Here is a 23927-nt window from a genome sequence, read left to right as displayed (position 1 = left end):
TTACGCTTTCCTCTTTCAGAGTCAAGCGATTATTTTCGCTTTTCTCCTCAACCGGCCCGGCTGTTAGTGTGAAGTGATTCACATCCGCCGTGTCGATGGAGGCGCATTATAGGGAGTTCTCCGGCGCCCGCAACCCTTAAATGTCATAAAAATGACTGACTGCTGCATTCCCCAGCAAAAGCCCGCCTTATACCTACTTGCCCACAGAGTTATCCACAAAGAGAACGATATTCTTCATCAGGAAGCCCAGGAAAGGGCTTCCTGAGCGCATCGGGAGAAGCTTTCTATATAGAAGAAGCTTTCTCTATATAGAAAGAAACTGGTCAGTTAATCACGATCGACGACAGCCTGTACCAGCCATCATTGAGTTTCCCCTCGTTAGCCAGCTGAATACGCGCTTTGTTGTGTTTATCCACCAGCGCCACGTCCAGTTGATAGCGCCCCGCCGCAAGGTTACGCGGAGTAGCAAGTTGATAAGCCGAACTGTGCCTGCCTGGCAGCCACTGGCGGATATCATCCCCGGCGCTGCCCTGGGCAACCGTGCTCCCGCCATTATCCTGCAGCCGCCAGGCCAGGGTATAACGCAGATAAACGGGCGCCACACCCTCATTTGACCATTGGCTATTGAGCGACAGGGCCTCTCCTGCATGCACGCTCGCCGGATGGGTCAGCGATACCATCCGGAAGCGGTAGCCTATTTTGGCCAGCGCCTTGTCGACGATATCGCGATAGACCTTCGGTATTTCGGTAGATTTAATATTCAGAGTACTGGCATGCTGCGCCAGCGCCCAGTCAAAGGTGGCCTGTACCTCTTGGCGCGTATACTTCTGCTCGGTCAGCCATTCCGCCATATGACCGCAAATCTCCAGGCTGACAGGCGCTTTTTTCCATGCCTCGTTGAACCCCGGCCAGGCTGACTGCGCCGCCGCGATACGTTCCGGGTAGTCTGTGGCCATGTGGCTCCAGGTGGGGCTGAAGTTGCGCCAGTCTCCCCAGCAGTCCGCCCGCCATCCAGCCCCTTTTTTTGCCGCATAGGCCACGGAATCATAGCCGTTAATCAGCATGATTTTGGGTGTGTCAGGAAAGGCGCTGAAATGCATATCAACGTATTGGTTAAGCAGCGCGGGCGGGTAGCGCTCCTGCAACGGCGGCAGGTTCGGGAAGTTACTGTTATGCCACTCTCCCCATGCGCCCACCATCCCGATATCGATGAACGCCAGTTCCGGGTTATTGTTATAGCGCGCGCCAAATGCCTGCAGCAGGCGCCGGGCATAAGCCATATAGGTGGGATCGTCCAGATCGGGGGCAAAGGTTTTATGATCCAGCGTCCAGGTGCCTTTGATCCCTTTATCGATAAGCCATTGGGGGATCTCTGAGCCCGACTCCGGCCCATCGAGGATCATAAACCGCAGACCGACATTCATGGCTGGCTGATGCGCGGCCGCAGCAGCAAACCCCTCGTCTACCAGCGCAAAATTGTACTGCCCTTCTCGCGGCTCCACTTCGCGCCAGTAATAGCGTCGATACTCAAGACCCGTCGCCGGATAGTCGGCAATGCTTAAGTCCTGATCGTGAAAACGGGCAACACCGTTTCCCGGGTTTGCCAAAGGGCCGTTAAGGGCAGGCGGATTCACCGTTTGTAACCTGTCTGCGCTCTCCGCCCAGGCGCCACCTGAAAGGAGTAGCACTGCTCCGGCGACAAGAAGTAACAACCGCTTTTTACAGCGTGGCAGTTTGTTAATGCACATTAAATACTCCTTTCCCCAAAGTGTTACGTCCAACAGAGAAGATTTTATTTCACACGATATATTCCCGGACTCACCCAATATTACTATTTCCATGCGTAAACGCTGGGCTAATGTTGATATGTTACTGCGCGGGAAGAGCGAGTGTTATGATTCACCTTTCATACTTCTGGGACTAAAGACACCGCTTATTTCTGAGTTTATTCATATTTACTCATGAGTACCATGGTAAAATGTTCAATAAAAATAACAGAATAATCAAAAAGCTGTTCTTCCATGAGTCCTGGGACATTATGGTCATCAACAGCCACGGCCAGCATGTTTTCCCGGAAAACACGCTGGATATTCTCTGTAATGCGAAAGCACGGCAGCTTGATAAAAAATATATTTTCCAGGCCGATCCTTTTATTATCGATAAAGGTGAGCGGCTGTATGTTTTTTATGAAGCTTTCTCCTTCCTCACCTCAAAGGGGGTACTGCGCTGCCGTGTCCTTAATAAAGACCTGGAGGAGATAGAGGACGTTAAGCTCGAGGGGTTTGACGATTTAAAATGCCACCTCTCCTTTCCCTTCCTGTTCGAACTCGACGGCAAACTGTTTATGATCCCGGAATCTGCTGAGCGGAAAGAGGTCATTTTGTTCCAGTCGGTTGATTTTCCCGCGCGCTGGGAAAAGGTGAAAGTCCTGGTTTCCGATATGGCCGTGACGGATAACGTGATCTTTGAGCTGAATGGCGTGAATTTCATGGCCTCCACCACCATGGACAATGAGCTGGTGATCCACACCTCAGACGCTATTCTCGGTGACTGGCAGCAAATTTCTCCTGACCTGGATATCTGTAATATGCATGCCAGAGGCGCCGGAAAGCCCTACTCGGTCAACGATAAAACCTACCTCTTTACCCAGGAGTGCAGTGCTGGATTTTATGGGAAATCCATATTCATCAAGGAATTGACCAATCTGACGCCGCATAAATATGAAGAAAGGTTGGTCGGTAAAATAAGCCCGTCGATTAATAACAGTGACGGTATCCACACGTTAAACTTTACCGATAACTATATTGTCTACGATACAAAGCACCTGACTTTTAGCCTACTTTCCACCCTTAAAAAGCTGGCCTATAAAGTGATGGTGAATCACCGCAAACGTCTTTTTAGCTAAGTGACAATATCGGTATTCAGAACTAATCTAACCAGAGTGACAGGATAAAACACTGTAAAAGAGCTCCCCTGCTCCGCCACGTCAGTGCGCGGGCCACTGCTGGCTTTTTGAGGGCGTTAATATGGCGATTCTGGTTACGGGCGGTGCAGGCTATATTGGTTCACATACGGTACTGGCATTACTCGAGCGGGGAGAAGAGGTCGTTGTCATTGATAACCTTTCAAATACCTCGCAAGAGTCATTAATCCGGGTCGCAGAATTAACGGGCAAACGGCCAATGGTCTGTATTGCTGACATTCTGGATCGCGACGCTTTAAAAACCCTTTTCACTCAACACAGCATCACCGACGTCATTCACTTCGCTGGTCTTAAATCGGTTTCTGAATCTATTGCACACCCTCTCGCCTATTATGAAAATAATGTGGCCGGGACGATGGTGCTTCTACAGGAAATGCAGCAGGCAGGTGTGTCCAGCCTTATTTTCAGCTCCTCGGCCACGGTTTATGGCAATCCCGATACCGTTCCCTTAAGCGAAAAGTCCCCTACCGGCGGTACAACTAACCCATACGGCACTTCCAAGCTGATGGTGGAGCAGATTTTGCGAGATTTCGCGGCGGCGCAACCGCAATTCAGGATCACTTGCCTGCGCTATTTTAATCCGGTGGGGGCGCATCCTTCCGGACGCCTGGGCGAAGATCCAAACGGGATCCCCAATAATCTTGTACCCTATATTTCTCAGGTCGCTATCGGCAAGCTGCCGTGTCTGACCGTCTTTGGCGATGATTATCCCACGCCTGATGGAACGGGCATCCGTGATTATATCCATGTGATGGACCTGGCCCACGGCCACCTGGCGGCGTTGGATCATAAAGACGAAGGGGACGCCTTCAAGGTCATCAACCTCGGTACCGGCGTCGGTTATTCGGTGATTGACCTGATCAAAGCATTCGAAAAAGCGGCGCAGACCAGAATTAATTACCGCATCGTCGGCAGGCGATCCGGCGATGTGGCAGAGTGCTGGTCGGATTCATCGCTGGCGCGCCAGCTCCTCGGATGGCAGGCGACGCGCAATCTAGATGAGATGATGCGCGACGCATGGAACTGGCAGAAGAACAATCCCGGCGGGTATAACGCCTGATTACCAGCAGGGTAACAGGTGCCATGATGCACCTGTTAATTACTGATACTTCAGGTTAAGCCACCAGTCCCAGATCCCGACGTGAAAGTGCTGGAACAGATCTATCCCCAATGCCGATTTGATCATATACAGCGTCAGCAGCACGCAACACAGCAGGAAAAGCGTGGCGAACAGAATGAGAAAAGTGACCACGATACGCGACAGTCTTGACTCCGGGCGCGACCGTGTGCGGAGATCCCGCCCCAGTAAAAACACCATATAGAGGCGTTTGCCGAAGAAAGGGAAACTTTTACGGATATCGATCCGGTGCCGCGACGCCAGAGTGATTGAGACGATTGCGCTCTCGATCTCCTCTTTTTGCTCAGGCGTCAGTTGCGCGGTAACGTTCTTATCAAGCACTTCGTAAAAACGATCGATAACGATCGGGTTTCTGGGCTTACTGGTCAATTTTAACCTATTGATTTGTCTAATCTGTGGTAAATGGAGACGGTTTTCCTGGCGATTTCGTCCCAGTTGTAACGCTTCAGAAAATCGCCGTAATCAACGCGGGGCAAATGCGCCTGACTTGCCATTTTTGCTGCTAAATCAGCAACGTTTCCCAGCTTAAAACTGGTCTCATCCGGCAAACCGACCTCGAGGTTCGGCAGAATATCGCTCACCACCACTGGCAGGGAATAGGACATCGCCTCAAGTAGCGCAATGGGTAAACCCTCATGGTACGACGGCATCACAAAGAGCGACGCCTGAGAGAAGACCACCTGCAACGCCTCGCCCTTTAAAAACCCCGTCATCACTACGCCAGGCGTGTCAAACGCGAGCTGTTTCAAACGCAAACTGTACTCCGAGGGATGATCCGCATCCCCCACCAGCACCAGCGGCAGCGTCAGGCCCGACTGTTGATATGCGGCGATGGCATCATGCATCCCCTTCTCTTCAACAAAACGCCCGACCATCACAATGTAGCGCCCTGGCTGCAAATCATACCGTCCGAGGATCTTATCGATTGTCTCTTTATCCAGTGGGCCCGGCACGTTAACCCCGTTATAAACCAGATGCGCATCATAACGGTGGTATTTCTGCTGGATCAGCTGGTTGATCACCTCGGAGATCACAATCACTTCGTTGGCATACTTCACCGCCACTTTCTCGCCGAGCATCAGGATTTTTTTCGCCGTCTTGCCCCACTTCTGGCGATCGTAATCCGGCCCATGATGGGTAAAGACCACGCGTTTACCCAGCAGGCGTAACAGCGGCACCACGAGGCCCGGTCCGATGGCGTGAACATGCACAATATCGGATCGATCGACGAATGTCCTCAACGCAGCAATAACAGAGTGCACAATGGCCTCGAAACTGCGTTTTTTGGGCGCCCACAGCGCCAGGGTCTCCACGTTTTTGTAGCGTGAGCGCCGGTAGGGTACGTAGGGTGACCGGGCAATGACGCAAATCTCCACCTCATACTGCTGGCGGATAGCCGGGTAGAGATTCTGACAATGGGTTTCAACGCCGCCTAAGACATCCGGGATGCCGCGGGTACCCAACACCGTGATTTTTTTTGCCATGTTATCGCCCGTCGAGCAGCTCGCGGTAGAGCGCCTGCAACGTCTCCATGTGCTTACGCAGTGAGTATTTCTGGCAAAGTCGTTCGCGGCCTTTCTGCCCCATCTCCCGGGCCTGCTGCGGATTTTCCGCTATCACGTCCAGCGCATCGGCCAGATCCTGAGTGTTGCCAGGTTCAAACAGCAATCCTTCAATACCGTGTCGTATCTGCTCCGGGATGCCGCCAATGCGGGCCCCCACCACCGGGCGGGCGAAAGACATCGCCTCCAGCACCGCCATGGAGCAGTTCTCATAACATTCAGAGGGCAGCACCACCGCCCGGGCATGTTTAATCAGCGCATCCAGCTCCGGCCCTTGCTGCACATAGCCGAGGAACTCCGCATGGGGAAAGGTTTTTACCATATCGTCATACAGCGGCCCGTGGCCGACCACCTTTAACGGCATTTTATTCCGCATAAGCTGATGCGCCTGGGTCAGCGTCGGCAACCCTTTTTCACGGCTCAGGCGGCCAACGTAGAGCAGATAACCTTCGTCCGGGCCCTCTTCCGGCTGCTGACTATCGTCGATACCGTTCACGATGACATCGATACGGGAGTCCGGCAGCGAGCGCCTCAGCTCGTTACGCAGAAACTCGCTCGGGGAGACAATCACGTCCAGCGCCTGATAATTTTGCGCGATGTACTGCCAGGTCGCTTCTAACGACAGCAGCAGACTCTTCGCCGCCGAGCCCTCCTGGCAGCGATAGCGAAACGCATTAAACACGCTGCCGGTCACGCAGGCATCACACACCTTGCCGTCACGCAGCATGGAGTAGGAGGGACACATAATTTTATAGTCGTGAGCGGTTAGCACCGTCTTACAGCCAAAATCCCGGGCGACTTTAATCAGCGCAGGCGTCAGTTGATGATAAATATTGTGGAAATGGACGATCTCCGGGCGCGTCTGCTCCAGCAGCGCCAGCATTTTTTTGCACGCTTCCCGGTTGTGAATAAAGCTGATGGCGGTTTTTGCTCCCGCCAGCAGGCCGCCCTCTTGGTGGTAATCCACATTAGTGACGAAGTAGTCCGCATAGTCAGAGGGAAAATTTTTCTCGTGCTGCATTGAGAAATCAATCACCTCCACCCCGGCCTCTTTCAGCATGTTACGTTCCTGAAAATAGACCGTTTCAGCTCCTCCTTTGATAAAGAAGAACTTATTCACCAGTAAGACTTTCATTACTCTACCTGCTCATGAATAACTTTATTGCCCGGTGGCACCCTGGGATCGCGAAGGGGGTGGAAAAGGCCTTTGACCAGCCCGGCAGAGAGCACCGCCAGATTGATCACGCTGTTGAGGCCGTTTTTTAATGAGCGGTTGCGAATGGTTTTCAGCAGGATGAAGGCCAGAAGCGGCAGCAACGCAATGTCGATCAGGCTGACGTCGAAAGTGAAGAACACAATCAGAACGATAAAGATGTAACTTGCGAAAATCACTTCGTTTTTCACCAGCATCAGCGCATCGCGAAACCAGGGCTTGCCCCATGCGCTGCGCAGCAGTTCTCCCGGCGCCTGATGAAACCCGCTCTTCCAGCGATAGCGCAGCATTTTAAAGGTCGGCATGGTGTAGGAGGTATGGCGGAAATAGGGCACGTTCAGGCGATGCAGTTTATAGCCCGCGGTCAGCAGGCGAATGCCCAGCTCCGCCTCTTCATAGGCGTGCAGGCTGCGGTTGGTCAGATAACCGATGTCAGCAATTGCCGACAGGCGATACAGGCCACCACCGCCTAAATGGTCGCAGTCGCCCAGCGGATAGATCTTATTGATGCGCTGTTTGCGGGAGGTAAATTCATAGTTTGAGGCGTCGTCCATCTCCACCGTACCGGCCACGCCAGCATACTCAGGGTTTTCCTGCAGAAACGCCACCGCCCGATCGATAAAGCCCCGCTCCAGCTCCATATCGCCATCCATCAGCAGAATGAACTCCCCTTCGCTGTGAAGGTAGCCCAGCTGATGCCCGACACCGCAACAGCGGTCTGCCGGTTCGGTTAACGACACCACCATCACCCCTTTATTGCTGGCCAGCTGCTGGGTGTTATCCGTAGAAAGACTGTCGGCAACGATAATTTTATGCGGATACTCCACAATCTGGCTGCGAATACTGTCGATGGTTTTCTCAATACATTCAGCTTCGTTAAACGTTTTAATACTTACGGTAATAAACGGTTTGTACATCAATAGAGCCCCGTATAACGGCGTACGGCCCGGCGGATAATCAAGCTGGAACCTAAAGATAAATAGAATAAGAATTGCAGCATTGGCACGATCATCAGTATCTGACTGTAGGGCAGACTAAGCAGACAGGCGATGGCAAAAACATTAAATGCCGGTGCAAAGCTCAGAAGCTGGAGATCTTGTTTATCAATTTGGTCAACGGACAACAGCGGTTCAGGCTGAACCACTTTCAGTATATAAATAAATAGCCCAATAAATATAAGTGTGCCCACCACGCCCACTTCCCAGAGCAGCATACTCATGGCGGTACTGTCGAGGATCAGGTTATAGACCTGATTCAGGAAACCTGGCGAGAAGAAGCTGCCGCTGTTGGTGGCATTCAGCCCGTAGCCGAACAGCGTGCCCGGCAGCCCCGACAGGTCGTTATGCTGGAGCCAGAACGTCAGGGTGGTAAAACGCCCAATCTCCCCGCCTGGCAAGATGAAATTCGGATCGAAAATATAGCTGAGTGAACCAAAGAAAACCGTGAACGGGTTTTCTGACATGTCGATGCCATAAGCGGCGGTATAGCTGTAGGCGAGAATGACAATGGCCAACCCGATTAACAGCACCATCGCCGCCAGAATGGAGAGCAGCACGGCTAAATTCACCTTACTCGCCTCTTTGACCCAGGAGGGCATAAGCCACACCCAGCCCAGCAACAACGGCGACAGCAGGATCACGAATTTCACTTCACCAATAATGCACATCACAAACCCCAGCGCGATATGCAACGCCATGTTTTTAAAGCTGGTCAGCCCATGCTTATACTCCGAAACCTTCAGCAGCATGATCAGCAGACAGAACAACCCCATCGCCGCGGTGTTGCCGCCGCCCATCGGGTCGCCACCGAACGTCCCCACCACCGAGTCCCATTTTTCCTCTTCGCCGCGTAACGCCACGCGCTGCGGCACCACAAAGAGGAGCTGGTAGAGCGCAACCGGGAACTGGATATAAAAAATCCAGTACAGGCCGCGCGTCACCTGATAGATCTGCGATTCCCGGCAGAACCCCAGCAGCAGGCAGAGCATCACCAGCGAGAGCGCAATCTCATTCTTGAATCCGATCAGGGTGATCAACGCCCCGCCCTGAAACAGGGTCGAAATTCCCGCCAGCACGACAAAGGAGAGATAGAGCGTCAGAACAATCGCTTCCTGCGCATCCAGCCGCACGGGTTCATAACGGGTCTGCAGCACGAGGAAACCGGCCATCAGCATCGTCATAAAGAAGGGGAGCCACAGCACCGCCAGCTCACCGGTGAAGTACTGCACCAGCCCGATGAAGATGAGGGTCAGCAGGGTGAAGGTTTGTAAGTAATGTCCGGTATTAAGATTCATGATGCCACTGACCCGTTTTTCAGAATGTCGGCGCGCTTATTCATCTTCAGGTAGATGAAGGCGTAGCGAATGAACGTCAGAATCGAAAATAAGATGATGGAGGTCGCATAGTCATTGTAGACATACGGCACGATGACAAACGCGATGACCACGATCGCCAATTGCTCCAGCTGGATCCGCAGGAAGTAGCGGTGCGAGCCGAAAATCAGCTCAATCACCGTCAGCGGACAGACCGCCAGCGCCGGGAAGAGGTACGGCAGCATATAGCGCGAGGTCGGCACGGAGGCGATCCACTCCTCGCTGAAGCCCAGATTCATCACAATCGGATAGAAGATGAAGACCCCCAGCGTGCAGATCACCCCCAGCACCAACAGCAGCAGGCGGACCTTCGTATACTCTTCGTAGTTGAAAACGTTGTTTCTGAAATCTATCGACCATTTCGAGAAAATGGTGTTCCGCACCGCATTGCCGACAATCACCACCGGGGCCAGGCAGAAGCGGCTCACCACCGAGAAGTAGCCCGCCGTTAAGGCCGAGAACCAGAAGTTGATGAGCATAATCGGCAGGTTGTTATTAGCCATCGCCAGCACTTCGGCACTGCCCACTTTGGTAATGTGGTGGATATTTTTTTTCAGGAACGCCAGGTTGCTGGAGGGCCACAGGTGATGCAGGGTGACGGTGCGAATATCAAACGCCCGCAAGATGCAGGCGCTGGTCAGCGCCATCATCAGGATCGCCCACATCCAGTAAAAGGCCATCACCTGGTGGGTGAGCAGCACAGAGACCACCACCACCACCGAGACGGAGATGCGTTGTACCACCAGAAAGCGAAAGTTTGCCGTACGCAGCGACAGGTTCTCGGCTATCAGCACCCAGGTATTCGAGAGCGTGAGCAGGTAAAGAAAAAGCATATTCTGGTGAAACAGCCAGCCCGTCAGCACCGCATAAGGAATGGCGATGGTCAGGCTCTGCAGAAGACAAAACACCACATTCTGGGCCAGCTCGTCATCCTGTTGTCTGGGGATCAACAGCTGCGAGGCAAAGGTGCAGACCTGGGCCCCAATCAGGGCAATACTGTAGTTGAGCGCGTAGAGCCCCACTTCGCCAAGATCATACTTATGCGAAATGAGCCAGATCGACAGGGCTCCAATCAGCTGTGAAATAACTGATGACCCTGCGATCGTGGAGGCGCTCTTGAGAAGACTCATGCCCGGCCTGTGTTATTCATCAGTTCATGCGTATGGTAGTTAAGTGAACGCAGTCCCTCTTTACTCTCCAGATTTTTATCCACGACCTGGTTCAGCACGCCGCCGATAATCACATTGTGGTGGTGGGTCGCTTTCTCAATCGCCGGTCCAGTGGTGTCGGCGGTATTCAGACCCGCTTTGAGGACAAAGATCAGGCCGTCCGCCACCTGGTTAACCAGCTGCACTTCCTGGCTCTGATTCACGGCGGCGACATCGACAATGATGCGCTGGTAGCGGCTACGCAGCGAATCAATCAGCGGATTTAACCGTTCAGGCGACAGCAGCAGCAGCGCAGAGACCGGCGTATTGCCGCGCGGCAGAAAATCGAGATTATCGTTTATCTTCACCAGCACGTTGTCGGTCGCGTTGTCGCCGCGCAGCACTTCTGCCACGCCAGGCGCCTTCGGTGAACCCAGCTCGCCCGACAGCCCGTCGCTGTTAAAGAAGTCCATATCGATTAGCAGCGTTTTCTGGTCGAAGCTGAAGGAGCTCGCCAGCAGATTCGCCAGCAGCGTCCGCCCCTCGCCGCCTTCCGCCGACGTCACGGTAATCACCTGCAGCGGATGGCTGCTGAGCATGATCTGCGTGCGCATGCTGTGAATAACGTCCGCGTTCAGCGGATCGCTCATCATCAGATCGCGGATTTTGCTGCGTCCGCCCACGCCTTTAAAGCGGCGGATCTCACCCAGCGGCATCAGATTCAGTCGTTTTTGCATCTGGCTGAGGGTGTTCACCGACTTGTCCGTGGCCGTTTTCACCATGATGTACATCACGTAGAAGAGCATCACCAGCAGCACAATCATCAGCATCAGCAGCGGCTTGTTCGGTTTAGCTGGCTGCGCTGCGGGCACGGCAGGATCGTAGATCTCCGCATCCGCATCGGAATAAGAGCCGGGTAGTGCCAGCTCCTGCGTGCGCTGATAGGCCATCTTGTACATCTCTTCGGTTTTATCCAGCGCCAGCTTGAGATCGTTGTAGCCGTCACGCTTCAGGGAGAGCTTCTGGAAGTTCGCTTTCTGCTCTTCCAGCTGCTTCTGGTAATTTTTTTCGTCCGCCAGCGCCGCCTCGTAGGTCTGGCGTATTCCAGCCTCCTGCTCTCTGAGCGTCATCGCCGTTTGCGCCTGAATGGCACTGATACGCGCCCGGGCCTGGATCACTTTGTCATGCTGGGGACCGTAGGATTTCTCCAGTTGGGAAAGCTCGCTGTTGGCCTGGATTAGGGCAATGCGTAAATCCTGAATCTGGGCGTGATTTGAGATGGATGGGAGCGAAATGACTTGCCCCCGCGAGCCACCGGAGCGGATTTCGTTATAAACAGATTCCGCCGCTACCCGACGCTCGGTCGCATTCGCCAGGCGGTTGGTGATAATGCCCATCTGCTCCGTTTCAAAGCCATCAACGCCACGGAAGGTTAGCAGCCCCTCTTTTGCCAGATAGCTATCCAGCGCGGTCTTTTGCTGCACCATTTGCTGCTGGAGTTCCTGCAGCTTCTGCTGGTTATCTTCCCTCGCCTTCGCCGTTTTTTGCTGCTTGAGCGCAAGGGTGTAATTAATAAACGACTCCGCCACGCCATTGGCGATATCCGCCGCCAGCTGTGGCGAGGTGGATTCATAGGAGACGGTAGACAAATGGGTCATACGCACGTTGCTGATCGTCAGATCCTTCTGCAGCGTTTTCAGGGCATGATCAACCCGCTGCTGTTCATTTGCAGGCGTTGCGCTACTGCCAGCCCCCTCGCCGTTAAACGCCGGGTTTTGATCGAGTTTCAGCGTGCGAATGGCTTGCTCAAGCACCACGCGCGATTGCATCAGCGCGTTTTGCGTTTCGTAGTACCCGTTACGGGTGGAGTCATAGCCTTCCACTTTCTGGAAAGGTGAAACATTGTCCGGCTGAGCTTTAATCAGTACCGTGGCAGTGGAAACATACTTCGATGACATCAAACTCATTAATGGCCAGGCAATCGCCCCGGCAATCACGCCGGAGAGAACGATTTTCCAGGAGTTCTTTTTAATTTCTCTGGCAAATCTGGCGATATCGATAGCGCTTTCTCGCTTTTTGCCATTTTCCACTATTGATAGTTTCATGGTCAGAAGAACCCTATGCCAATAATTACGAGATCGCCCGGGAGAACGGAGTGGGTAACATCAACATTTTCAAGTAACTCACCGGAGGATGATTGACGAATGCTGAGATCCGTACGGTCTGCCCGGTCGGTATAACCCCCCGCAAGCGCGATGGCTTTTTCCACAGTCATACCCGGCTCATAGGAATAGCCATTCGGGTTCTCAACTTCACCAGAGATATAGAACTTACGGAATTCGGCGATATTTACGGTCACCATGGGATTAAGCACAAAGCCATTACGCAGGCGTTGCGTAATCTCCGCATCGACCTGACTGGCGGTTTTGCCCTTTAATTCCAGCTTGCCAATATAGGGGTAATTAATAGCCCCACTATTATCAAGTACTACTTTCATGGTCAGGTCAGGTTGACCGGCAACGTTAATGTTGACGATATCCCCGGAGCCCAGTAAATAATTTGCTGTATCGACCACACTATTGTCCTTTAACGTCGGCTGCGGTGATTTGCAGCCAGCAAAAAGGACACTGAGAAGTAAAAACGCGCACAGTTTCATTATTTTCATTTTAAATCTGAACCTTAGCTGTAAGCATAATCAAAGATTGATCGTAGCCCAACGTTTCAGTCACCACGCGATCGTCGTTAGGGCCGATAGTAAAGGTATCGGTATCTTTATTAGACTTAAGCGTATCTAGATGATATTCCACACCAAAGTTAATCGATGGTGTGAGGTCATAACCTACAATAAATGAAAACACGCCATTCTTGTCGTGACGGTCCTTGTCCTGGTCTTTGTAGTCTTCTGTTATGTATGCATAATCAAGCAACGTCGTTAACCGGTTGTTCATCCAAAAATGTTTGTATGAAACGCCGTACTCCGTGACTAAATTATATCCTCCCGCTTCGGAAGGGTCTTTAATACTTTGGGATGTTCTTAACGTAAAAAGTGACTGCTCGAGTGGTCTCCATTCCCCCAAAATATCCCAGTTAATCCCGTTAAAATCCTTCGACCCAGGGTTATTTTCAAACGTTTTATAGAGCCACGACACGTTCATATCAACGTTCGTTTTGCCCGTCAGCTGCGACTGAATGCCGTAACGCAAATAGTATTCATTACTATCTTTTTCCGACGCATGACCATAATGAAACTGGTTAGTAATAAAACTATAGCGAAAACGCGTCTTAGAGGTGTATTGATCGAAAATTTCTGCAATCAGCGTATTTTCGTCCCACTCCTGTTCGCGGATATATTGTGCGAAATCCTCATCCTTGCTCTCAACCTGGCCGGTATTGCCAAAGGTCCACTTGCGGTGCATCAACGCCAGGTCTGCCCTTCCACGGCCATCTGGCGCACCGTAACTATAGCGCAGCTCACTGTTGAACAAATTGGTAGTTAACGGTGACCTCACGCCAAATTGCCGGAACTGTTCAGGCAGGAAGCCTTCCGTCACGCCACGCCCGCGCTCCTCATGGCCAAGGGAATCTTCCAGATTCAGGGTCAGGCCATGCATCAGCCCAAAACGCCAGTCGCCTTTAAAGCGGAAAAAGTGATCGTCATAATCATCCGCAGAATCACTCGAGTAGTGGCGATAATCTCCGGAGTACATCAGCAGATACTTATCCTGACCTCGCTCCCCGTTCATGCTCAGGACAGGCTTGAGCCCCTGGAAGTCAGAGCCTTTTTCATCGCTGTCGTGAGGCTGGAAAGTCACGTTATCGTTGTGTCCATACTCCACCCCAACGTTGCTCTGAAAGTCGATGCCCGCCCAGCCGATATGTGATTTTGGCGTTAATTCTGCTAACGCGACCGGAGACGCTATCATCCCAGCGATAATAATAATTTTAGTATGCATTCTTACCGACAAATCCCTTAAAAATGGTTTTAATGATGATTTTTATATCTAACCAAAAGGACCAGTTCTGAATATATTCAATGTCGTACTGGACTCGCTTCTCCATTTTATATAGCGCATCAATTTCGCCACGATAGCCATTAATTTGCGCTAAACCTGTGATCCCAGGCTTTACTTTATGGCGAATCATGTAGTTTTCGACCTGCTTACGGTAAAGCTCGTTGTGCGCCACAGCATGAGGCCGCGGGCCGACAATCGACATATTTCCTTGAATAACATTGATGAACTGCGGCAGTTCATCCAGAGACGTCCGACGTAAGAATGCTCCAAAGCGCGTGACCCGGGGGTCATCTCGTGTCGCCTGTATCACCGTGTCGGTATTTTCCATGACTTTCATGGTCCGGAACTTCCAGACTTTGATCTTCTGCCCGCTCAGACCATAACGATCCTGTTTAAAGAAAACCGGGCCGCGCGAGGTGAGCTTGATGCCGATGGCAATGACGATCATTAACGAGACAATCATTACCATAATCGCGCTGCCCAGCACCAGATCTTCTGCGCGTTTAATAAACGAACCTCCGCCATCCAGCGGCGAAGTGAAAATACCGATCGTTTGTAAGTTATGGATAGAGCGTATCTGCGATGTATTGGTACTGTAAGCGTAAAAATCTGGCACGATGTACGTATTGACAGTGGTGTCGGACATCATGGCTAAAAAATGGCGTATACGTTGCAGCGCCACCATCGGCAGGGCTATGTAGATTTCATCCACTCTGCCCGCCTTCGCCTCCTCCACCAGCTTGATCACCGGCCCGTTATACGGGCTGGTAATTCTTTTCGCCAGTTCACCCAGCCGCTCCGGGCCACGTTCATCGTAGAAGGCCAGCTCCAGCTGCACATCCGCATATTCGAGGCGCAGGGCCTTTTCCGCCGCCAGGCCGTTATCGGTGATCCCGATAATCGCCACTCTGATACGCTTTTTAGCCGACAGCTTAAAAATAATCAGCCGGATCACATAAAGAAAAGGGATCGGCGAGGCATACCAGAGCGGCATTGCCGGGATATTTCGAACATCAATAAAGCTCAGGTAACCTAAAGAATATAATTTCGCGACTAAAATGCGCACCATGCCGATAAACAGGATGGCTAAAAACGCCGTCAGAAAAAGACGCCGCTGGTTACGTAATTTATTGTTTTTAGGCCGATACAGATAACACTCAGTGTACTCACCAAACAGTAAAAAGGTGATGGAGTACAACAAGCTGATCAAAATCACAGTGTCGAAAGACTCCATTTTCAACCACCAACCGCTGAGTATCAGAATTAAATTAATTGAGAAGAAATCAATTAATTTAATGAATACTGAGTAACCTCCATGGGTGATCTTCTGCGAATTTCTCAGCATGTCCTGACCTACTTATAATTAAGCATCGGTATTATTTTTTTGTGCTAATTGCACCAGTAAGCGTATTAAAAATAATAAAATGCTGTTTCGCGCAAGAATACGTTACCGAAAAGATTCAGCATCTCAGGGTCTGTCTGCATTCATAACTATGTTGGTGTAAAACCCGGCATACACATCTCTCATAGCGCTCAAAGCGTCGATTTTTTAGAGGCATCTGCTTATATACAGCGTAAGCACTATTCAATCAAAGCGCCAATAAACTTTAGTCGTATTCCTTTTAGGTATGAAAAAAACGATTACGCAAGCAAAATCAGGAAAACCATAGAAAATATGATCTACCTTATATGCTGTGACGTTATGGTGACGAAAGACGCAAAACCCGGCCGAAGCCGGGTTTTGTTATTTACTCATTGATGCGGGGATGTTGATCGACCAGTCGGGAACGCTTCGCCTGCAGCGCGGCAATTTCAGCATCGATATCTTCTATCTTCTGCTCAATGTTGTCGTGGTGCTCACGCAGGATCTCTTTCGCTTCCTGAAGGTCAGACGCAGCAGGCGTCGCCCCTTTCAGCGGTAGGTTCGCCGTCTCTTTCATATAAATGCCGGTTACCAGACCGACGACCGCAATCACCATCAGGTAATACGCTGGCATCATCAGGTTCTGGGTACTCTCCACCAGCGACGCCGCCAGCGTAGGGGTCAGACCGGCGATCAGCACCGAGATATTAAACGCCGCCGCCAGCGCGCTGTAACGAATGTGGGTCGGGAACATCGCCGGCAGGGTTGAAGCCATCACGCCGATAAAGCAGTTAAGGATCACCGCCAGCATCAGCAGGCCGGCAAAAATCAGCCCGATCACATTGCTGTTGATCATAATGAAGGCCGGGATAGCCAACAAGAACAGCGCGACACTGCCGAAAATAATGAAGGGACGACGGCCAAAGCGGTCGCTCAGCAGACCCATGATCGGCTGGACAAACAGCATCCCCACCATAATGGCGATGATAATCAATACGCCGTGATCTTCCGAGTAGTGCAGGTTATGCGACAGATAGCTCGGCATATAGGTCAGCAGCATGTAATAGGTCACGTTGGTGGAGATCACCATACCGATACAGGTCAGCAGGCTGCGCCAGTGTTTGGTGGCAATTTCTTTGAACGAGACTTTCGGTCCATCCTGCAGGCCTTCGCGATCGCCCTGCTCCAGCTTATCAACATGCTGCTGGAACGCCGGGGTCTCTTCTAACGCGTGACGCAAGTAGAGGCCGATAATGCCCAACGGCAGCGCCAGGAAGAACGGAATACGCCAGCCCCAGGAGAGGAAGTTCTCTTCGCCCACTACGGTGGAGAGCAGCACCACCACGCCCGCGCCCAGCACGAACCCGGCAATGGAGCCAAAGTCGAGCCAGCTGCCCATAAAGCCGCGCTTACGGTCCGGGGAGTACTCGGCAACGAAGATCGACGCACCGGTATATTCGCCCCCGACCGAGAAGCCCTGTGCCATCTTACAGAGCAGCAGCAGGATCGGCGCCCAGATACCAATACTGGCGTACGACGGGATCAGACCAATACAGAAGGTACTGACCGACATAATCACAATCGTGATGGCGAGGATTTTCTGACGACCATACTTGTCCCCCAGCATGCCGAAGAATAACCCCCCTAACGGGCGGATAAGGAAGGGAACAGAGAAGGTCCCGAGGGCAGCAATCATCTGCACGCTGGGATCGGCATCGGGGAAAAAGACTTTACCCAGCGCATAGGCCACGAAGCCATACACACCAAAATCGAACCATTCCATCGCATTACCGAGCGAGGCGGCGGTGATCGCTTTGCGCAGTTTGCCGTCGTCAATAATGGTGACGTCGCGCAGGGTGATCGGTTTAACTTTTTTCCTTTTCAGCATTGCTATCCTCGTAGACTGGGCCCAGTGCTCACCACAGCACTTAAAAAGTGCGCTCTGTGGAACCCGGGAAGCGCCTCATGCGCATTCTCCTTTCTCAAGCGTAGCAGGTTTACTTACACTGACCTTTCGGAGCGGTACAACCGAACCTGTGACGCCTGTCTGGGCTGTTAATGATGCCCTTACCCTACCAGCGTTTATATTTGTGATCAACTTCACACATTTATTAGGGTTTTTACCGGAAGAGTCAAAACTGTAAATACATGCCAATCAGTTGTTTCTTATGTCTGGCTCGGTAGATATCTTTTCAGCCGTTATTATTTGCTGTGAAATCAAAAAAGAACGACATTATTTTACAATGTATTTACAGCGGTTTTAATAATCAAGAGGCAAATATCGTGTTTCCTCAAAATATGTGACGCAGATAACTAAAACACTGTTTTATTTTCATTGAATCATCATTCCAACGATCACATCATAAGCCCGTCACAACGAGTCTGGTGGCCTTTGAGTGAAGGCTTAAAAAAACCAAACTGGTTATATCTGCTGTATGAATGACGAGTCCGCTGACGTCACTGTGTCACAATTCGTTGAATTCATTAGATTATTAAATATGACTTGTCCGCTGGCGATGCGCGATGAGATGTGAGGGTTGATGATGAAGATTAAAGCCGCGATTGAACGCATCCCCGGAGGGATGATGCTGGTTCCGCTGGTACTGGGTGCAATTTTAAATACCTTAGCACCTAATACTGGAGCCTATTTTGGTGGATTCACCAAAGGCATGATTACCGGCACAGTACCGATCCTTGCGGTCTGGTTCTTCTGTATTGGCGCTTCCATTAATTTACGTGCAACGGGCACGGTATTACGTAAATCCGGTACGCTGGTAATTACCAAAATTGCCGTGGCGTGGATTGTGGCGATGGTTTGCGCCATGTTTATTCCGGAAAACGGTATTCAGACCGGCTTCTTCGCAGGCCTCTCGGTGCTGGCGATTGTCTCTGCAATGGACATGACCAACGGTGGCTTGTATGCCAGCCTGATGAACCAGTACGGCACTAAAGAAGAGTCCGGCGCCTTCGTTCTGATGTCTCTGGAATCTGGCCCGCTGATGACCATGCTGATCCTTGGCTCCGCCGGTCTGGCCTCCTTTGAACTTCATCACTTTGTCGGCGCCGTGCTGCCGTTCCTGATCGGTTTTGCCCTCGGCAACCTCGACCACGATCTGCGCGACTTCTTCAGTAAAGCAACCCCGGTTCTGATCCCGTTCTTCGGCTTCGCGCTGGGTAACACCATCAACCTGAACGTGATTCTGGATACCGGCCTGCTGGGTATCGTGCTGGGTGTGGCGGTTATCATCATCACCGGTATCCCACTGATTATTGCCGACCGCGTTATCGGCGGCGGGAATGGTACTGCGGGTGTCGCCGCCTCTTCCGCAGCAGGCGCTGCGGTGGCAAACCCAGTGATTATCGCCCAGATTAACCCGGCGTTTGAACCGGTTGCCGCCTCCGCTACCGCGCTGGTTGCAGCAAGCGTCATCGTCACCGCAATTCTGGTGCCGATTATTACCGCGCTGTACGCCAAACGCTTTGGCAACGTTCCAACCACGACCGAAGAACAGCGTCCGGTTGAATCACTGCACCACTAATACCTGACCCTCCCTCCCGGGAGGGTTTTTCATTTAAAGCCACAAAGTAGTAACAGAATAATTAATAGCTTACAGCGGCTCCCAGGTCCGGCTGAAAATCGCCGAAGCGTTTCCGGAAGGCCGGGGCGAGGCGCAGGGATGCGCCGAGAGGGCATAGCCGGCAGGGATGCAGGCTGGTGCCCGACCCGAAAGCCTGGAGGAATAAGCTGAGGACAAAATTGCCGGGAGCAATTTTGGACAGCGCTTGCGCTGGCCCCGGAGGGGTGAGCCCCAGGGATGGGGCGAACAATCCGCGAAGCGGCGATTTTCTTGCCGGAAGCCCGGGTCGCCAGGGTGGTGGCGATTGAGCCACCCTGGCACGTTCACCGGTTCGGATGTATCAGAGAAGCAAGGAACGTGAGGTGAACGGAACCACCACCTGAGCCACATATTCCCCCTACTCCCCAAACACCTCCTCCACCATCGCTTTCGCCAGCCTCGCCGCCGAACACAACCTCGGCATCCCCAGCGCCACATTTTGCCAGCTTTGCGTCACCGACCAGCACACCGGATGCCTGTCCGCATCACACCAGTCACCCAGCCAGCCCAGCATATCTTTATGGTCGATAATCCCCGGCGTACTGGGCGTGGTGAGCCACTGGTGATAAAAATGGCGGGTATTAGGTGCAGCGTTGATCCCCTGCGCCAGATAGTTAGCCACCATACTGCACAGGTTATCTTTCAACATGGCGCTGACGTCTGCATTTGCCAGTCGACAGGCATCACCGAACGCCCCCCAGCGCAGCTCCTCCAGCACCACATAACCGCGACCGGCCAGCGACCAGCCGTCGTAGTGCCCGGCGCGCCAGCGGGTAAAAATCTGCTCGCTGTGAACGCCTGCCTGCACCGTTAATCCGCGCTGGGTTAATGCCTTCTCTTTGAACTGCGCACGTTGCTGAAAATGGGCGGAGAGGGTTTCGTATTGATGCACCACACCAATCGGCGGCTGATTGCGCAGGCTGGCCTGCTGGCGCAGCGTGGAGAGAATGTGTGTCATGCGGGTCAGCGCCAGATGGCCGGGGTCAAACATGCCCGCCAGCTTCTCCGCCAGCCCGAGCCGCAGCACAGCATTTTCGCTGAACATTCCCCCCATGGCCCACTGACGAAGCTGAGACTGCGCCATGATCTCCTGGGTTAAACGTTCACGAAAGTGCTGCTGTTGCGACACCACAGAGGTGTGACGCTGCGCGTCAGCCCCCTGCACCAGGTCGACCATAAATTTAGGATGGATACATTCCAGCGTCCGTCCGGGACCGTCCAGTAGTTGTTTTGTCATGGTTGCTCTGCCGCGAATAACGTTTGAATATCATCGCGTAACAGTCGGGTATCTTCCTGAATCCACGTCGCAGTCGTAATGCATTGCTGCAACAGCTGGCTGAGCGCCCGTGTGGCATGCTCATTTTGCTGACGCACTGCGAGGCTATCACGCAAGCTTTCCTGTAATCCTGCAAGGCATAACGAGAATTCCGCAAAGAATGTCGCCATACCCGCTGTAACAGAGACATCGACCTGCGCAGCCAAAGCTTTACGAATTTGTTCACAAAAGTGATCTATATGCTGTTTAAATTTTTCATGAAGCTCTGACACGTTAATAACATACCGCGTCCGCGTCATCACATAATCTTCCCAGCCCCAGCCCGGATTGTTCAACCAACGGGAGACCGTGTCGCGCAGCGCACTGCTGGTTCCCTGCCCCTGGCCAGCCGGTAGGCTCTCCTGAGCGATAGCATCGCTGAACAGCCCCCGGGTATTGAAGTTAAGCTGGTTTGCCTGAAACGCCGGGAAGCTGATCCGCGCGCGGAATCCGGCATGGCTTAGCTCCTCTTTAATCCGCGTTTCAATGGGCCGCATGGCGTCGTTCAGGGAGCGGGCCAGCGTGGTTTCCAGCTGGTCAAACCGCAGCGCCAGCTCGCGACCGATTTTTGCCTGAGCATCCAGCAGGATCATTTCACAGGAGGAGCGGATTTTGCTCAGCAGGATCTGCGCCTGACCTTCATCGTCCAGCACCAGATGCCCCGGCGTAGCTAACGCCTCGGCATGGAGCGTGTGCGGCTTAAACCCGGCCAGATCGAGCAAATTATCCGGATTGAAAATGTGCGCTACCGCAAGTTTGATATCGTTTTGCTGGGTGCTGATAAACAGGTCGGTCGCCGCCAGCGCCTGTCCGACTTCATGCCGCACCTCATTGCTTACCGACACCTGACGGGACTGCAACAGCGCCATATCCTCTTCCAGGCGGGCGATATTCAGCTCCAGCTCGTCGAAGGCGACCGTGAGCCCCTGATAGCGGAAATCCAGGTATTCCCGGGCGTTCTGGGCATAGTTCAACAGCTTATGCGAGGCCGAGCGTAACGCATACAGCGAGGCATTGGCGTAGGCGGCATAAATCAGCTTGCGGATCGGCTGCTCAAAGAGGGAATCCTCCCACAGCAGATCGGCGGAGTGGCGAACGTGTTCAATATCGTCCAGATCGGCAGTCCGCCAGCGGCGGCCCAGCGCAGCTTCGGCAAAATCCTGCACCCAGCGCTGCTCCTGGTGATCCGGCAACTTGCCGTGCTGATTCAGCTCATGACGCGCACGATTCGCCAGGTACCCCCACATCGAGGAGACCGGGAAGATCTGCCCTGGGGAAATATGACCTTTCATCAGGGTGCCGGAGATCATCGCCCGCACCTGCTCTTCATCATCGCTGTTGCGGTCTTTCTGATCGAATTTGTTGACCAGCGCGTAGAGCGGTACCGATTTGCTGACGGCAGAAATAGCCAGCCGCACTTCGGCGTCGGAAATCGACTTCAGTTGCGTATAGTCCATTACCGCCAGCACCGCCGAAGCGCGGGCGAGCTGCTCGGTAAGCATTTTTTGCAGATGCGGTTGCCCGGCCTCATTCGGCCCGGGGGTATCCAGCAGAGTTAATTGCCCCAGATGGCCATCCAGCCCGGCCAGATGGACAAACTCCACCTCAATAACCGGGATATTCTCAATCGCTGCATAGGCAGAGAAAGGAAAATCTGTTCCCAGCGCCTGAGAAAGTCGCACTAAATCATTCAGGTTTTTTAAACAATTAAATATCGGCTGCGCGCCTAAATAATGTTTTTCAAACGCTTCGCCGGTTTCTATGCGCCCCAGCAACGCATTCATATCTTTATCAATTTCAAGTTGCTGGGCCAGCTTGCCGCGATCGTAATTGGCCAGCTTTTTTTGCATTTGTTTTATTAATGTATCGATCGGCGCCACGTGAGAAAAATGCAGCACCGGCTCCTTCTGACCAGGCGTATGACGGATCAGCGTCGGCAACGCGGTCATCGGACGGTTGCGATTGGGCAACACCTCCGTTCCCACAATGGCGTTAATAGTCGTCGATTTACCGGCTTTCATGGTGCCCACAATCGCCAGCACCATCTCCAGACGGGTAATTTTGCGCAGTTCATTATTCAGCATGGACTGCTGCGCTTCTAAACCACGGGCACTAAAATGTAGAGGTAAAACGTTGCTGGTTTCGCCGGTAAGGGCCGACGTTGCATTGTCCAGCATCGCAGCAGGCATGGCGCTTAGTGACTCGAGATTCTGCAATGAGAGTTGCAGCAGTCTTTCAGCTTCCTGGCTTAACTCAAATATTGTTTGTGTATGCATAGTAAAAAGCCTTCCCTTAACACAAATTTTATATAACCGAATTATTTTAAGAATGAAGGATCGGCTTATATGATTCCGTGTAGCAAATATGTTCGACGCAAAATAATTGTCTGATGACAATCAAATATATTCTTTAAGCGCATAAAACAGCGGAGCGCGCTCCTTCGGTCAGGGAAACCGAAAGACTAAGAGCGTAGCTCAAATTTAATAAATTTCAGGATAAACCATCTTTAATCGCCCACCAAAAATGAGGGGGTAATCATCCCTGCAAGCCCGGGGATGGCTATAAAAACATTTACGGTGAATATCATTAGCACCTTAACCTTATCCGAAATGACACGGCGTATCAATTTGCCGCAATAAAATATTATTGCTTTCATTCGCAAGCATTTCATTCTCGCGCCGGGTACTTATCATTACCTGAGTCACTGACAGACTCTGTCATCAGAAACGCTTTTTTTAGCCAAAAGCGAAAAATAATATCACCGACAAAAGTAAGGACATGCGCTATACTTGCCGCCTTTTTCGACAACCTGTCGATTTTTGGCGGGCCTCATTGCCGCCGGTTCGCACTATTTTGAGGAGAACACCATGTCACTGCCACACTGCCCGAAATGCAACTCTGAATATACCTATGAAGATAACGGTATGTTCATCTGCCCGGAATGCGCTCACGAATGGAACAACGCAGAACCCGTAGCCGAGAGCGATGAGCTGATCGTTAAAGATGCCAACGGCAACCTGCTGGCGGATGGCGATAACGTCACCGTCATTAAAGACCTGAAGGTCAAAGGCAGCTCTTCTATGCTGAAGATCGGCACCAAAGTGAAGGGCATCCGTCTGGTCGAGGGCGACCACAACATCGACTGCAAAATTGACGGCTTCGGCCCGATGAAGCTCAAATCCGAGTTCGTTAAGAAGAACTGAT

At 52.2% G+C, this 23927-nt stretch carries 18 protein-coding genes; 4 read left to right on the top strand and 14 right to left on the bottom strand.

Going from position 1 to position 23927, the window contains the following annotated elements; all coding sequences use genetic code 11:
* Nucleotides 1-323: 323 nt before the first annotated feature.
* Nucleotides 324-1748: a DUF4832 domain-containing protein gene (locus C3406_RS24665; protein WP_103825463.1), complete on the bottom strand. Its 1425-nt coding sequence runs from the start codon at nt 1746-1748 to the stop codon at nt 324-326.
* Between the two features lie 230 nt (nt 1749-1978).
* Between C3406_RS24665 and C3406_RS24660 the strand changes: the two genes are divergently transcribed.
* Nucleotides 1979-2905, top strand: a complete 927-nt coding sequence (locus C3406_RS24660; protein ID WP_103825462.1) for a glucosamine inositolphosphorylceramide transferase family protein — start codon at nt 1979-1981, stop codon at nt 2903-2905.
* A 121-nt stretch (nt 2906-3026) separates the two neighbouring features.
* A complete protein-coding gene (galE, locus tag C3406_RS24655; RefSeq protein ID WP_103825461.1) occupies nt 3027-4043 on the top strand; it encodes a UDP-glucose 4-epimerase GalE in 1017 nt (338 codons plus the stop codon).
* Between the two features lie 39 nt (nt 4044-4082).
* On the opposite strand, the gene C3406_RS24650 is transcribed toward galE, so the two are convergent.
* From C3406_RS24650 to proP, 11 genes are all read right to left on the bottom strand, one after another.
* Nucleotides 4083-4490: a hypothetical protein gene (locus C3406_RS24650; protein ID WP_103825460.1), complete on the bottom strand. Its 408-nt coding sequence runs from the start codon at nt 4488-4490 to the stop codon at nt 4083-4085.
* Between the two features lie 2 nt (nt 4491-4492).
* Nucleotides 4493-5605, bottom strand: coding sequence for a glycosyltransferase family 4 protein (locus C3406_RS24645; RefSeq protein ID WP_103825459.1), 1113 nt, complete (start codon nt 5603-5605; stop codon nt 4493-4495).
* A gap of 1 nt (nt 5606) precedes the next feature.
* Nucleotides 5607-6818, bottom strand: coding sequence for a glycosyltransferase family 4 protein (locus C3406_RS24640; RefSeq protein ID WP_103825458.1), 1212 nt, complete (start codon nt 6816-6818; stop codon nt 5607-5609).
* On the bottom strand, nt 6818-7816 hold the full coding sequence (locus C3406_RS24635; RefSeq protein ID WP_103825457.1) for a glycosyltransferase family 2 protein: 999 nt from the start codon (nt 7814-7816) through the stop codon (nt 6818-6820). The genes C3406_RS24640 and C3406_RS24635 overlap by 1 nt, the downstream gene beginning before the upstream one ends.
* The gene (locus C3406_RS24630; protein WP_103825456.1) at nt 7813-9189 is read right to left on the bottom strand and encodes a capsular biosynthesis protein; all 1377 of its coding nucleotides are present in this window, start codon (nt 9187-9189) and stop codon (nt 7813-7815) included. Before C3406_RS24630 ends, C3406_RS24635 begins: the two co-directional genes overlap by 4 nt.
* On the bottom strand, nt 9186-10397 hold the full coding sequence (locus tag C3406_RS24625) for a lipopolysaccharide biosynthesis protein (protein WP_103825455.1): 1212 nt from the start codon (nt 10395-10397) through the stop codon (nt 9186-9188). Before C3406_RS24625 ends, C3406_RS24630 begins: the two co-directional genes overlap by 4 nt.
* Nucleotides 10394-12520 (bottom strand): GumC family protein, encoded by a 2127-nt coding sequence (locus C3406_RS24620; RefSeq protein WP_103826556.1) that lies wholly within the window; start codon nt 12518-12520, stop codon nt 10394-10396. The genes C3406_RS24625 and C3406_RS24620 overlap by 4 nt, the downstream gene beginning before the upstream one ends.
* A 2-nt stretch (nt 12521-12522) precedes the next feature.
* Complete coding sequence (locus C3406_RS24615) at nt 12523-13080, bottom strand: polysaccharide biosynthesis/export family protein (protein ID WP_103825453.1); 558 nt, start codon at nt 13078-13080, stop codon at nt 12523-12525.
* Between the two features lies 1 nt (nt 13081).
* Entirely contained in the window at nt 13082-14368 is a 1287-nt protein-coding gene (locus C3406_RS24610; RefSeq protein WP_103825452.1) for an outer membrane beta-barrel protein, read from the bottom strand.
* Entirely contained in the window at nt 14358-15773 is a 1416-nt protein-coding gene (locus tag C3406_RS24605; RefSeq protein WP_103825451.1) for an undecaprenyl-phosphate glucose phosphotransferase, read from the bottom strand. The genes C3406_RS24610 and C3406_RS24605 overlap by 11 nt, the downstream gene beginning before the upstream one ends.
* A 403-nt stretch (nt 15774-16176) precedes the next feature.
* Nucleotides 16177-17679: a glycine betaine/L-proline transporter ProP gene (proP, locus tag C3406_RS24600; RefSeq protein ID WP_103825450.1), complete on the bottom strand. Its 1503-nt coding sequence runs from the start codon at nt 17677-17679 to the stop codon at nt 16177-16179.
* 655 nt (nt 17680-18334) lie between these two features.
* Here proP and kdgT point away from each other — a divergent pair.
* Nucleotides 18335-19330, top strand: coding sequence for a 2-keto-3-deoxygluconate transporter (gene kdgT / locus C3406_RS24595; protein ID WP_103825449.1), 996 nt, complete (start codon nt 18335-18337; stop codon nt 19328-19330).
* Nucleotides 19331-19766: 436 nt separating this feature from the next.
* Here kdgT and C3406_RS24585 read toward each other — a convergent pair whose 3' ends face one another.
* Together C3406_RS24585 and crfC are read right to left on the bottom strand one after the other, a co-directional pair.
* Nucleotides 19767-20645, bottom strand: a complete 879-nt coding sequence (locus C3406_RS24585) for a diguanylate cyclase regulator RdcB family protein (RefSeq protein WP_103825447.1) — start codon at nt 20643-20645, stop codon at nt 19767-19769.
* Nucleotides 20642-22999, bottom strand: coding sequence for a clamp-binding protein CrfC (gene crfC, locus C3406_RS24580; RefSeq protein WP_103825446.1), 2358 nt, complete (start codon nt 22997-22999; stop codon nt 20642-20644). Before crfC ends, C3406_RS24585 begins: the two co-directional genes overlap by 4 nt.
* Nucleotides 23000-23590: 591 nt before the next feature.
* Between crfC and C3406_RS24575 the strand changes: the two genes are divergently transcribed.
* Nucleotides 23591-23926 carry a zinc ribbon domain-containing protein YjdM gene (locus C3406_RS24575; protein WP_103825445.1) on the top strand — a complete coding sequence of 112 codons (336 nt, stop codon included), beginning with the start codon at nt 23591-23593 and terminating at the stop codon, nt 23924-23926.
* Nucleotide 23927: the final 1 nt, after the last annotated feature.

Origin of the sequence: Leclercia sp. LSNIH8 (assembly GCF_002920195.1) — a bacterium.
In the GTDB taxonomy this organism is placed as follows: domain Bacteria; phylum Pseudomonadota; class Gammaproteobacteria; order Enterobacterales; family Enterobacteriaceae; genus Enterobacter.
Note: the sequence above shows the minus strand (reverse complement) of the source record. Positions and strands in the feature narration are given on the sequence as shown.